This window comes from uncultured Capnocytophaga sp., assembly GCF_937936315.1.
In the GTDB taxonomy this organism is placed as follows: Bacteria; Bacteroidota; Bacteroidia; order Flavobacteriales; family Flavobacteriaceae; genus Capnocytophaga.
Map to the genome: position 1 here is coordinate 17,386 of NZ_CALGWU010000023.1, position 12,578 is coordinate 29,963.

Sequence of the window (12,578 nt, forward strand, 5' to 3'; positions counted from 1 at the left end):
GATTAGAAACTCACCATAGCTTCATAGAAATCGGCTTCATCAATGCCTATATTTTGGCATACCCATTTGGCAGCCTCAATATAGCTTATTTGGGTAGCCGACGCATCGCCTAAGGGCAATTCTCCTTCGGGAGTAATAAGAAAAGTTTCGCCATTGTGCGTTTCAAATAGAGGGGTGCGGTATTCCATTTTACGTATCGCCCTCTCGTTGTTTTCTACAAGTGTTTTGAGAGCATCATCTTCTTCGTTATAAATAAGGATACCTCCTTTAGTAATCGATTCTATAAAGTTGTGATATTCTTCTACTTTTTCATTATTGATATCACTGATGAGGGCAATGGTAGGATGTAGCGCGGCACTGTTGTCTCCTCCTTCAAAAAGAACAAATTCGGTATCTACAAAATGTACTTGTTTGCCATTAATAGGAGTTTCTAAACAATAACTCAAAGGTTGGTTATAAAAATCCATAGTGTGTAGCACACGTGCCAAACACTCTTTCTTACCCTTATCACCACTGAGTACTACACGGGTTTTATTTTTGAAATATTCATATAGAAAAGCATTAGGTGATATAGGTGAAAGCCCTAAGTTTTGAGCCAATAACAAATCGGGGTGAGTAGGTGATAGGTGAGGATCAGCAATTACATAATGAATTTCAGAAGACAATTCTTCTGGTAAGGTAGTGATGTGGTTCCGTTCATTTAGAGCCATCATCAAGGGGCGCAAGTGAGTGCTGGGGGCTACTATAAAATGGATATTCATTGTATTGAAAGTTAATTGTTATAAAAAAAGCTATCCTATTAGGATAGCTTTTTTTTGTTGTACCTGAGGAGGGAATCGAACCCTCACTCCGAAGAACACGAGTTTGAGTCGTGCGCGTCTACCAATTCCGCCACTCAGGCTTGCTTTTTAAATCGGGTGCAAAGGTACATAAGTTTTTTGAATATGCAAAAAAAAGCCTAACTTTTTTGCTAAATATTTTTTAACTTATTAAACTTCAATGCTAACAGATTTATTTTTCACTAGCTTTTCATCTTCAAAAAAGAAGTCAATACGCCCTAAATTGATACCATAGCATCCTACTTGGTTTACTAAAGTTGTTTTTTCACGGCGATTGGTTACCAAAGTAGGTTTTGGCAAGAAAGTGTGTGTATGTCCGCCAATAATCAAATCGATATACGATGTTTGTGCTGCCACTTTTAGGTCGCACACCTTATTAGGATTATCTTTGTATTCATAACCTATGTGTGAAAGGCAGATAATGAGGTCACAATGTTCCTCGTTATGCAATTTGCGTTCCATATCTTGCGCAACTTCTATAGGGTTGAGATATACAGTTTCGCCGTACATCTGTTTATTAACTAAGCCTTCTAGTTCTACTCCTATACCAAAAACACCTATTTTAATACCATTAAGATGATAAATTTTATAAGGGAGTGTATGTCCATTTAAAATGGTATTGCTAAAATCATAATTAGAGATGATAAAATCGAATTTAGCGTGAGGTAATTGCGCATAGAGACCTTCGAGAGCATTGTCGAAGTCGTGATTGCCTAGAGTTGCAGCATCATATTTGAGCATAGACATCAATTTGAATTCTAATTCACCCCCATAGAAGTTGAAATAAGGTGTTCCTTGAAAAATGTCACCAGCATCAAAAAGGAGTGTATGAGGGTTTTCTTGGCGTATTTGCTCTATAAGGGCAGCCCTACGTGCTACACCTCCTTTATTAGGACTAAAAGGGTCGTTAGCAGGTAGCGGGTCTATATGACTATGCACATCATTAGTGTGCAAAATTGTAATTTGTTTTGCATTACTGGGTTTCATTGATAGAGACCCTAATCCTCCCATCCCTACTAACAGAGAGGAAGCTCCTATATTCTTTAAAAAAGTTCTTCTTTCCATAATACATTAAGGTTTATATTCGAAACGGTGGTCTTCTTTAATATCTAAAACATCAATTTTCTTAAAATAATCAATAAGAACATTGCGAAGTTTATAGTCTATTTTATCAGCATTTAGTGCGTCTTTAAAAAAGTACATTTGATCACCTCCATTATACAAATAATCTGAGGTAACTACTACATAAGTTTTGTTAGGATCAAAAGGTTTACCATTAATGGTGAAATGAGTGATTTTACCATCTTTGGTGATTTGTAATGATACTTGTTTAGAGAGAGGGTGGGGAGCGCGGTGATGTATTAGATAATCGGCAAGTTCTTTTACTTTACTTCCTGGCATAGTAAGAACAACTACTTCATTTTCAAAAGGCATTAGGTTGAAAGCCGATTCCATTGTAATAGGACCTTTAGGCAAATCGGAACGTATACCTCCCCAATTAAGCATCACAAAATCAATTTCTTTCCCTGTACGCTTTTTGTAAGATTCAGAAACTATTTCGAAAGTAGCATCAGCCATAAAATTGCTAATTCCTGTGTTGAGCAAGGTGGTTTTTCTATCCTTTACTAAATCGCGAGCATTTTCAGCTAAAACAGTAGACATCTCTGCTTTGATACGTTCTCTATATGGAGTTATGAAATTTTCTATATTAGTTTTTTGAAATATAGACTCAGTAATTGGAATATTTTTAGTACGCTCTTTTGTGAGTCGATATTTAGCAGAGGTACAAGATACTAAAAAGGATAGTGTTATAAAAAATATAAAAAAATAATGCTTTATTATGTCAAACTTTCTCATAAATATGTTTTTAATTTAAAAATTATTTTTACCTTTGCAATCACACGCAAAATTACAATATATTTTGGACATTATAAAAAATTTTTATCTAAAAAATAAAATTCGCAAGAATTTTAAAGCCTTAGAAAAATATAACAAAAGGTTAGACAGCGACTTAGTGAAAGTAGGCTGTATTGTGGATATGGATGCAGTGAAGGAAGTAAATCCATTGTTAGAACTAATGAAACACTATTCCATACGTCCTGAAAACTATATTGTTTTAGGATATAAACGCAGTTCAGAAGAGACTCATACTAATGGAGTGCCTTTTTTAGTAGATAAAGAAATTAATTGGCAAGGAAAGATAAGAAATTATCACGCTGATCGTTTAGCAGAACAAGAATACGATTTGCTCATCAATTACTTTAATGAGCCTAAATTACCCTTACTCTTACTTTCCTCATCTATTAGAGCTAAACTGAGAATAGGCTTCCAAGGAATTGATATGCAATACAACGATATTACTATTGCTTGTAAGCTGACTGAAGAAAAGATTTTTACTGAAGAAGTAAAAAAAGTATTAGGAACCATTATTCATAAATAAAAAGTTATGACAAACCAACTAATAGGAACAGGTGTAGCTCTCATTACACCTTTCACAAAAGACAATCAGGTGGATACCGAAGCTCTTACCCGCATTGTGGACTATGTAACCGAAGGGGGAGTTGAATTTATTGTAGTGCTAGGTACTACCAGTGAAGCCCCAACACTTACTAAAGATGAAAAACGCATTGTACGCGAAACGATTATCAAAGCTAATAAAGGACGTTTACCTTTGGTTTTAGGTATAGGCGGGAACAATACCCAAAATGTGATTGATGAAATCAAACAAACCGATTTATCACCTTTTGTAGCAATTTTATCGGTAACGCCTTATTACAACAAACCTTCGCAAAATGGCTTGTATGCACACTTTGCTGCTATTGCTAAAGAAAGTACACTCCCTATTATCTTATACAATGTACCAGGACGTACAGGAGTATCAATGACAGCTGAAACTGTTGTGCGATTAGCAAATGATTTCCAGAATATTGTAGCGATTAAAGAAGCTTCGGGGAATTTGTTACTTGATATGAATATCATCAAAGATATGCCTAAGGATTTCATCTTGCTCTCTGGTGATGATGCTACTACTTTGCCAGCAGTATATATGGGAGGTAGTGGAGCTATTTCGGTGATAGGAATTGCTTATCCTAAAGAATTTTCAGAAATGGTGCGTTTAGGACGACAAGGAAAAACAGTTGAAGCTAATAAACTTCAATATAAATTGCTCCCTAGAACAGCATTAGCTTTTAAAGAAGGAAATCCAATAGGTATTAAAGCTATGTTAGCCGCTAAAGGTTTGTGCGAACCTTATGTGCGTTTGCCTTTAGTAGAGGCATCAGAAGAATTGAAAAAAGTAATAAGCGATTTGAAAGATTAACTTTCAAATCGCTTTATTTCTTTTAGTTGTTCGTTATCGAGATCATAGATATCGTTTTTCAAAGTTAATTCGCCGTTTTCATCTATAAAAGCGGTGTAGTAAAGAATATTTATTTTGTACTTCGTTTTTAAAGCAATGCGATATTGAGAGCGCTTTCCATTCATTGCTTCATTTACTTTTTCTAAAGTCCAAGGTGTTTCAGTAGCTTCATTTTTTAATAGATGATAAGCTAATTCATTAGGGTTTTGCACACGCACACAACCGTGACTTAAGGCGCGATCATCACGCTGAAAGAAATATTTAGAGGGAGTGTCGTGCAGGTAAATACTCATATCATTAGTGAGTATGAATTTTACTAATCCCAAGGAGTTATTAGCTGATGGAGCTTCTACAAAGTGAAAACCGCGTTTGTGAACGGAAGGGTCTGTCCAATCAATGGTTGTAGGATCTACTTTTTTACCCTTTTCATACATAGTATAGCCTCTTTTTTGGTATTTTTCAGGGTCGGCTTGTGATATGATTTGTGGCAACATCTCCTTTTTGATAATACTTTGTGGTACCGACCACGTAGGACGGAATTCTACGTAGCGAATGGTATCAGTAAAAATAGGGGTAGAGGTTTCTGTTCTACCTACAACTACACGTGTTTGGAATTGCAACGAGTCCTTGTGAAAGAGTGATAGTTTAAAATCGGGGATATTCACCAAAGCGTAGTGTTCACCTAAATCGTTGTTGAACACACGCATACGTTCCATATTGAGTTGTAACAAATCACGTTCGCGAGTTTTGTTCATATTTAGGAAATAAAGGGTTTGTTTTCCCAATAAACCATTAGCTGTGAGTCCGTTGCTTTTTTGGAAACGCTGTATTGTTCTGATAAGAGTACTATCTACCATTTGAGCCTCAATTTCAGGGGCTGCTTTAAATCCTTTTTGTTTAAGGCTGTTGCGCAATTGTACCACTATGGGAGCAGTGTAGCCATATACAAAATCCTTTGCAGGAAAATCAACAGTAATAAAAGTATCAACTACTTGTTGTTTGAGCTGCTTGTAGAGTGCTTTCATTTGCTCATATTGTTTGTTTTTAGGAAATAAAGGGGCTATAGCATTTGCTAAAGTTTCTTTATCATCTATATTTAACAGTATATTTATATTTTTTTGAGTATCATACTTAGGTTTGCGCCAAGTGTGTTTACCATAAGTGATTTTTGTAAATCGGCCACTAGTGAGATGTTTAGTAAGCAATAGAAATGAAGCAGTAATCTGTTTATCTAAGGTAGCTTTATACTCATTAGATAATTTGTGTGTATAGGCACTATCTACCGCTTTCTTCAAAGCGGTACGTCTATAAGTTTCAGGAGTTAAGCCATCGTTAGTAATACTATCTAAAACAGAGAGATACTCATTAAATAAACGAGAAGGCATATCTTCGTAGAGCCAACGTGTTTTGTTGCCATTTTGGGTATAAAAACTATGAGTTTCGGATAGTACTCCTTTTTTATAGTATGAATCTAATACGGGAATATTTTCAAAACTAACAGTTGTTGTATCTGTTGCAATAGTAAGTGCCTCAGTGTAAAATTCTTCTCCAGTCTCTCTCAGTGATGAATTGGGGTGTGAAGCGGGGTTCTTTTTACAACTTTGGAGAATAGCTAATACAGCTACTAAAAAGTAGAGTTTTATTTTCATTGAATGCAAAAAAAAGTTACAATTAAGGGGCAAAGGTATTCTTTTTTTTCGATCTAAACAAATAATATACAAAATAACTTTACTAAAGGAGTTAGCTATATAAGCAATAAAACCTTTAGTAAAGTTACCTTTTTATAGATTAGAGAACTTTTGTATTGCTTGTTCTAAAACATCGTATACTCGGTTTAGTTGCTCATCTGTTATGATGTAAGGAGGTAAAATGTAGATAATATTTCCTACAGGACGTAAAATAACGCCTTCGGAAATAAAGAAATTGTATAATTTATCTCTAAATGAACCATAGTAATCGGTGTTTTGAGTAGTTTTGAGATCGAAAGCTAAAATAACGCCTAAAGTACGTGCATTTTCCACCGATGGATATTTGGCAATACGTGCTAAAAATTCCTGATGGCGGCGTGCAATGCGCTGTAAATTAGCTTGCATTTCATCACTTTCTAAAATGCGAATAGCTTCTAAGGCAATGGCACATCCTGTAGGGTTGGCTGTAAAGGTATGTCCGTGGAAGAGAGCCTTATTTACGTCCTCACTGTAAAAACCATCAAATATCTCTTGCGTAGCTGTTGTTACTGCCAATGGGATTGTTCCTCCCGTAAGTGCTTTTGATAAGCACATAATATCGGGTTTATGGGTGAGATAATTTGAAGCAAAAGTGCGCCCAGTACGACCGAATCCTGTCATTACCTCATCAGCGATGGTAATTACGCCATTTTCTTGAGCGATGTGAATAAGTTCATCTAAAGCCTCAGGCTCATAGATTTGCATTCCAGAAGCACCTTGTACTAAGGCTTCAAAAATAAAGGCAGCAGGGTGATGTTCAGCAATTACCTCTTTGAGTTTTTTAGCCGCTTCATCACTTCCTTTTTTAGGTAAAGGAATACGAACTACTTTGAGTAAGTGTTCTTTAAAGGCTTCGGTGAAGAAAGAAATACCCGAGGCAGCCATAGCGGCAAAGGTATCACCGTGGAAAGCATCTTCAAAAGCAATTACAGTAAAACGTTTTTCACCTTTGTTAAAGAAATACTGCAATGCCATTTTGATACCAATTTCTACGGCAGTAGATCCATTGTCGGAAAAGAATACCTTTTGCTGGTTTTTAGGCAAGATACTGATAAGTTTTTCGGCAAGTTCTACAGCAGGCTGATGAGTGAAGCCTCCAAAAAGTACGTGCTCCAATTGAGTGAGCTGTTTGTAGGCAGCTTGAGCTAATCGCTCGTTGCTATGTCCATAAGGATTTACCCACCAACTGGCAATAGCATCAATGTATTCTTTGCCGTTTTCATCCCAAAGGAGGGCATCTTTTCCTTTCACAATTCCGAGGGGTTTGGCAGCCGTTTGATGTTGAGTATACGGGTGCCACAAATGTTTTTCGTCTCGCTGTTGTAAATTCATTTTTTTGATTGTATGATGGTTTTGGTTATGATATCCTTTTCTATATCCCAACCTCGTGCAGGGCTATACTCACGTCCGTACAAGATGATTTGTACGTGTAACTTGTTCCATTTCTCTTTAGGGAAGAGGCGTTTAGCATCTTTTTCAGTTTGTATAACCGAACTACCATCGGAGAGTTTCCAGCGGTGCATTAGGCGGTGTATGTGAGTGTCTACGGGAAAAGTAGGGATGCCAAAAGCTTGAGCAAGTACAACACTAGCAGTTTTATGTCCTACAGAGGGAAGAGATTCCAAGGCTTCAAAGGTTTGAGGGACTTCGCCATTGTACTTATCAATGAGTATTTGTGAAAGTCCGTGAATACCTTTAGATTTCATAGGGGCAAGCCCTAATGGTTTGATAATTTCGTGTATTTCGTCTACCGAAAGCAGTACCATATCATAAGGATTGTCAGCTTTACTAAATAGAATAGGTGTGATTTGGTTCACACGAGCATCGGTAGTTTGAGCCGATAGGAGTACGGCTATTAGTAAAGTATAAGGGTCTTTGTGTTGTAGAGGTATAGTGATTTCAGGATAGATACTTTCAAGTGTATCAATGATGAATTTTACTTTTTCTTTTTTTTTCATTTGTATTATATTTCATTCCTAAAAACAGTGTGTTTTAAAAGGAACTCAAGGAACAATAGAGCAGTAGCGATGATTACTAACAAGCGGAATTTTTCGTCTACTTCAGTATATTTAAACTCTTCTATTTTAGAGGTTTCTAATTTGTTGATTTCATCGTAAATCTGTTGGAGTTTTTGGTTGTTAGTAGCGCGGAAATAACGTCCGTGAGTTACTTGTGCGATTTTTTTCATCAATGATTCATCAATTTCCACTTGTAACATTCGGTACATTATACTGCCATCGGGGTTGAGTGCATAAGGAGAAAGAGCCATACCATTAGTGCCAATGCCTACGGTATACACTTTGATACCATATTCAGCAGCTAATTCAGCAGCAATGAGAGGATCAATTACTCCTGTGTTGTTAACCCCATCGGTAAGGAGGATAATCACTCTACTTTTAGCTTTACTTTCTTTAAGTCGGTTTACAGCAGTTGCTAATCCCATACCTATAGCGGTGCCATCTTCTACTTGTCCATAAGTAAGTTCAGCCAATGAGCTAAGAATAATGCCCTTATCTGTAGTTACAGGTGTTTTGGTATAACTTTCTCCAGCGTATACCACTAAACCTATACGATCGTTAGGGCGGTCTTTTACAAACTGGGAGGCTACTTTTTTCAAGGCTTCAAAACGGTTAGGTTTTAGGTCTTGAGAAAGCATACTTGATGAGACATCTATTGCCATTACAATATCTATTCCATCGGTAATTTTAGTTTGTGCATTTTCGGAATGTGTTTGAGGGCGCGCTAAGGCTATAATAATTAAAGTAATAGCAAACAAACGGAAAGCAAAAAGAGAATGGTATAAGTAATCCTTCCACGAACTCATCTTTTTAAACGCGATTGTAGAGGATAAAGTAACATTTGGTTTAGATTTTTTATTCCAATAACCATACCACACTACCATTAGTGGTAAAACTAATAGTAACCAAAAGAATTGAGGATTGGCAAATGTAATATTTTTAAGCATACTATTCTGTTTTAAAAGCTATAGAATTGATGACCTTTTGAGCTATTTCTTCGGCGTTAGGTTCGTCTATATGAGTGATAAGTACTTGTTGCAAAGCACCATTTTCAGTAAAACTATAGAGTTCATACAAAGCATTAAAATAATTGCCTTTTTCATCAGGAATACTCATTTTACCAAATACTTTCATACCTTTAGCACCACTGGGCGAGGTATATTCTTCTGCCAAGGTAGAAATATTCTTTGCCTTAGCTTTATCTAATTGTGAAAGAACAATTTCATTTACCTTTCGTGGGTCTAAAGTAAGATTATTGTCTTGTCCTTCTTGTTGAGGTGTTGCATTTTGGGTATCCTTTTTAAAAGTAATGATATTCGTCATTATATAGAGAGGCGAATTAATACTACCATAATAGAACGTATATTGTTTATCTATGATAGATTTGTATTCGGTAATATCTACTATTTGCTTACGAATGAGTACTTCAGGAGTAGTAAGTTCAGTAATAGGAAAGCCATAATCACTTGTTACCCACTCACTGTGATTGATATTTGCATAAGTATTGAAATATTTATTTTTCAATAGATTATACCCAATAAGGAGTACAGGAGTTGACAATATAAAGCAAAGGGAAGCTATCAGAGCTATGCGATTGCGTTTTTTTTTGCGTTCTCTTATTTTTAGCACACTCATCACAAAAGCGTCTTGAGCAGGAGTTTCTCCATCTGCAACTACTATAGGGATGGCCTCCTTAGTTTTGATAACTACTCTCTCAATAGTTTCACGGTCATATTCAGCGTTATTATCAGAAGGTTTACTCTTAGCAAATTTCACTAAATCTGCATTTTGTAATACACGTTTGAGGTTATTGATAGTTTCTTCTGATAAGTGTAGTTTTCCTGTTTGTTGCAGAGTAGTAACTTTGGCTAAAAGCTCATCGGTGGTACTTTCTTTAGCTAAAATATGCACCTCATCTTCTAAGTATTCTTTTACAATGTCGGTAAGGCGAGTATAATAGGCTTTGTGTTGTGATTCTATAAGGTATTTAGAATTTTGTAAGTCTTTTAAGTCTTGAATTGCACGCTCAAAAGGTGGTAGTTTTTTTCGTTCTTCTTCAGCTGATAATTTTTTCTTACGGAAGATAAAGAAATACAGAGCAGTTGCTGAAAAAAGAAGGACTACAAGTCCTAAAACAATCCATAACCAAAGGCGAAATGAGGAAGGAGAGGCTACTTCAGCAATAGGTTTGATGTCATATAAAGGTTGTTTAAGTGTATCTACAGCAATAGTGTGTACTTCTATAAGTAGTGAATCAGTATAGAAATCCTTATTGCTGATATTTATTTTTTGTTGTGGGATAGTATATTTTCCTTCGTCAAACTGAGTGAGATAATAGGCTTTTTCCAAACGAAATTTACCTGTTTCTTTCAAGGTGTCAGTAGAGCTTGTTTTCACCATTTCCAAAGCACCAAAAGTTTGTCCCTCAGGGAATATTACAACTGCATCGGCAGGTGCTTGTACTGATATTTTGTACTCTATTTGTTCTCCTATTTTTATGTTCTTTGTATTTGCTTCTACTTTCACCTCTTGTGCGTGAAGAGGAGGAAATACAAATAATAATATGAAATATAATATTCGTTTCATTTTTAGTCTTTTATCTTTCTAATTCCTAAGACCTATTGGCTAAAATCTAACCCCTATTTTTAAAGTAACCTAATAGTTTTTGGGTATAACTCTCATCGTTTCTACAACTCACTACACCAGCACCAGATTTTTGCCAAAGGGTTTCAAAATAGTTCACAATTTCGTGATATTGCTTTGCATACTCTTTTCGTACTGCAGCTGAAGAAGTATTTACGCGCATTAGCATTCCTGTTTCAGCATCTTTTACCATTATGTATCCCAAATTAGGCAATTCAGTTTCTTTTTTATCGTAGATACGGATGCCAGTAATATCGTGTTTCTTGGCAGCTATTTGTATCGGTTTTTCATAACCCTTATCCATAAAGTCAGAAAGCATAAATACAATAGCTTTTTTTTTGGTAACTCTACTGAGAAACTGTAATGCTTCAGAAATATTAGTTTTAAAACTTTTTGGTTGAAACTCTATGAGTTCCCTAATGATACGCAATACGTGTGATTTTCCTTTTTTAGGTGGAATATACAACTCTATTTGGTCAGAAAACAGAATCAAGCCTGTTTTGTCGTTGTTTTGTAGGGCAGAAAAAGCTAAAGTAGCTGCTATTTCAGTAATAAACTCACTTTTGAATTGTTGTTCGGTACCAAAGAGCTCACTACCACTTACATCTACCATCAACATTAGAGTAAGTTCACGCTCTTCTTCAAAAACTTTAACAAAAGGTTCGTTGTAGCGAGCTGTTACATTCCAATCGATATTACGGATATCATCGCCAAACTGGTAGGGGCGCACTTCACTGAAGGTCATACCACGACCTTTGAAGGTAGAGTGATATTCTCCTCCAAAAATATTATCGGAGAGTTTACGTGTTTTTATCTCTATCTTACGTACTTTTTTTAATATTTCTTTAGTATCCAAAATAAATAAGCGATTAATTTATTACTTACATACCCTTATCAGTTTGTTGACTTTACCTGCTAAGGTACTTCTATTGTATTCACTATTTTGTGAATCATTTCTACTGAGGTAATGTTTTCAGCCTCTGCTTCGTAGGTGATGCCAATACGGTGACGTAATACATCAAAAACAACGGCGCGTACATCCTCAGGAATAACATAACCACGACGTTTGATAAAAGCATAACATTTCGCAGCCATAGCTAAATTGATACTACCACGAGGTGATGCACCAAAACTGATAAGAGGTTTAAGTTCAGCTAAGTCATACTTTTCAGGATAACGAGTTGCAAAAATGATATCTAGGATGTATTTTTCAATCTTTTCGTCCATATACACCTCACGAACAGCTTCTTGAGCTTTTAGGATTTGCTCTAAACTCACCGTTTGGTTTACTACAGCATAGCTATTGCTAAGGTTATCGCGCATAATCTGTTGTTCTTCGTCTAATTTGGGATAGTCGATAACTGTTTTGAGCATAAAACGGTCTACTTGTGCCTCGGGAAGTGGGTAAGTACCTTCTTGCTCTACCGGATTTTGAGTAGCCATTACCATAAAAGGAGCATCGAGTTTAAAGGTAGAGTCGCCTATAGTTACTTGTCTCTCTTGCATTGCTTCTAATAGAGCAGATTGTACTTTAGCAGGAGCACGATTAATTTCGTCGGCTAAGACAAAGTTTGCGAAGATAGGTCCTTTTTTAATAGAGAATTCATTTTGTTTGATATTATAGGTCATTGTACCTATGACATCGGCAGGTAACAAGTCAGGAGTGAACTGAATACGACTAAATGACCCATGAACTGATTTTGCAAGAGTGTTAATAGAAAGTGTTTTAGCTAACCCAGGTACCCCTTCTAAAAGAATATGTCCTTTGCCTAACAGACCGATAAGCAGGGCGTTTACCATATGCTTTTGCCCAACAATAACTTTATTCATTTCATTGGTAAGTGCATCAATGAATACGCTTTCACGCTCTATTTTTTCGTTTATCTGGCTGATATCTACAGATGTTCTTTGTTCCATAATATGAATTATTTTTAGTGTTTATCTATTGTACAAATATTGTGCCGTTACAGAGGCAAAGATAGTGTTTTTTTAT

Annotated in this window: 12 protein-coding genes and 1 tRNA gene; 2 read left to right on the forward strand and 11 right to left on the reverse strand. The window is 36.0% G+C overall.

The window, feature by feature from the left end:
• Positions 1-2 precede the first annotated feature (2 nt).
• The 4 genes from Q0162_RS02970 to Q0162_RS02985 form a co-directional block, all read right to left on the reverse strand.
• A complete protein-coding gene (locus Q0162_RS02970; protein WP_297888875.1) occupies positions 3-761 on the reverse strand; it encodes a Mur ligase in 759 nt (252 codons plus the stop codon).
• Between the two features lie 60 nt (positions 762-821).
• Positions 822-901, reverse strand: a tRNA-Leu gene (locus tag Q0162_RS02975).
• 88 nt (positions 902-989) lie between these two features.
• On the reverse strand, positions 990-1,904 hold the full coding sequence (locus Q0162_RS02980; protein ID WP_297888877.1) for a bifunctional UDP-sugar hydrolase/5'-nucleotidase: 915 nt from the start codon (positions 1,902-1,904) through the stop codon (positions 990-992).
• Between the two features lie 6 nt (positions 1,905-1,910).
• Positions 1,911-2,501 carry a 5'-nucleotidase C-terminal domain-containing protein gene (locus tag Q0162_RS02985; protein ID WP_297888879.1) on the reverse strand — a complete coding sequence of 197 codons (591 nt, stop codon included), beginning with the start codon at positions 2,499-2,501 and terminating at the stop codon, positions 1,911-1,913.
• Positions 2,502-2,730: 229 nt separating this feature from the next.
• Here Q0162_RS02985 and Q0162_RS02990 point away from each other — a divergent pair, with 229 nt between their 5' ends.
• Both Q0162_RS02990 and dapA read left to right on the forward strand, forming a co-directional pair.
• A complete protein-coding gene (locus Q0162_RS02990) occupies positions 2,731-3,279 on the forward strand; it encodes a hypothetical protein (protein WP_297888881.1) in 549 nt (182 codons plus the stop codon).
• A gap of 6 nt (positions 3,280-3,285) precedes the next feature.
• Positions 3,286-4,158: a 4-hydroxy-tetrahydrodipicolinate synthase gene (gene dapA, locus Q0162_RS02995; protein ID WP_297888884.1), complete on the forward strand. Its 873-nt coding sequence runs from the start codon at positions 3,286-3,288 to the stop codon at positions 4,156-4,158.
• Here dapA and Q0162_RS03000 read toward each other — a convergent pair.
• The 7 genes from Q0162_RS03000 to Q0162_RS03030 form a co-directional block, all read right to left on the reverse strand.
• A complete protein-coding gene (locus Q0162_RS03000) occupies positions 4,155-5,846 on the reverse strand; it encodes a L,D-transpeptidase family protein (RefSeq protein WP_297888887.1) in 1,692 nt (563 codons plus the stop codon). The genes dapA and Q0162_RS03000 overlap by 4 nt on opposite strands.
• Before the next feature lie 132 nt (positions 5,847-5,978).
• The gene (gene bioA / locus Q0162_RS03005) at positions 5,979-7,256 is read right to left on the reverse strand and encodes an adenosylmethionine--8-amino-7-oxononanoate transaminase (RefSeq protein ID WP_297888890.1); all 1,278 of its coding nucleotides are present in this window, start codon (positions 7,254-7,256) and stop codon (positions 5,979-5,981) included.
• Positions 7,253-7,882 (reverse strand): endonuclease III, encoded by a 630-nt coding sequence (gene nth / locus Q0162_RS03010; protein ID WP_297888893.1) that lies wholly within the window; start codon positions 7,880-7,882, stop codon positions 7,253-7,255. Before nth ends, bioA begins: the two co-directional genes overlap by 4 nt.
• A gap of 5 nt (positions 7,883-7,887) precedes the next feature.
• Complete coding sequence (locus Q0162_RS03015) at positions 7,888-8,889, reverse strand: VWA domain-containing protein (protein WP_297888896.1); 1,002 nt, start codon at positions 8,887-8,889, stop codon at positions 7,888-7,890.
• Position 8,890: 1 nt separating this feature from the next.
• Positions 8,891-10,528 carry a hypothetical protein gene (locus Q0162_RS03020; RefSeq protein WP_297888899.1) on the reverse strand — a complete coding sequence of 546 codons (1,638 nt, stop codon included), beginning with the start codon at positions 10,526-10,528 and terminating at the stop codon, positions 8,891-8,893.
• Between the two features lie 46 nt (positions 10,529-10,574).
• A complete protein-coding gene (locus Q0162_RS03025; protein WP_297888901.1) occupies positions 10,575-11,441 on the reverse strand; it encodes a DUF58 domain-containing protein in 867 nt (288 codons plus the stop codon).
• A gap of 59 nt (positions 11,442-11,500) precedes the next feature.
• On the reverse strand, positions 11,501-12,502 hold the full coding sequence (locus Q0162_RS03030; RefSeq protein WP_297888903.1) for a MoxR family ATPase: 1,002 nt from the start codon (positions 12,500-12,502) through the stop codon (positions 11,501-11,503).
• Positions 12,503-12,578 lie beyond the last annotated feature (76 nt).

Coding starts and splice junctions, on each gene's coding strand:
- Q0162_RS02985 (WP_297888879.1), bottom strand. CDS start 2,501: ATGTCTACTGTTTTAGCTGAAAATGCTCGCGATTTAGTAAAGGATAGA.
- Q0162_RS03000 (WP_297888887.1), bottom strand. CDS start 5,846: ATGAAAATAAAACTCTACTTTTTAGTAGCTGTATTAGCTATTCTCCAA.
- Q0162_RS03030 (WP_297888903.1), bottom strand. CDS start 12,502: ATGGAACAAAGAACATCTGTAGATATCAGCCAGATAAACGAAAAAATA.
- bioA (WP_297888890.1), bottom strand. CDS start 7,256: ATGAATTTACAACAGCGAGACGAAAAACATTTGTGGCACCCGTATACT.
- Q0162_RS03020 (WP_297888899.1), bottom strand. CDS start 10,528: ATGAAACGAATATTATATTTCATATTATTATTTGTATTTCCTCCTCTT.
- Q0162_RS02970 (WP_297888875.1), bottom strand. CDS start 761: ATGAATATCCATTTTATAGTAGCCCCCAGCACTCACTTGCGCCCCTTG.
- Q0162_RS02980 (WP_297888877.1), bottom strand. CDS start 1,904: ATGGAAAGAAGAACTTTTTTAAAGAATATAGGAGCTTCCTCTCTGTTA.
- Q0162_RS03015 (WP_297888896.1), bottom strand. CDS start 8,889: ATGCTTAAAAATATTACATTTGCCAATCCTCAATTCTTTTGGTTACTA.
- nth (WP_297888893.1), bottom strand. CDS start 7,882: ATGAAAAAAAAAGAAAAAGTAAAATTCATCATTGATACACTTGAAAGT.
- dapA (WP_297888884.1), top strand. CDS start 3,286: ATGACAAACCAACTAATAGGAACAGGTGTAGCTCTCATTACACCTTTC.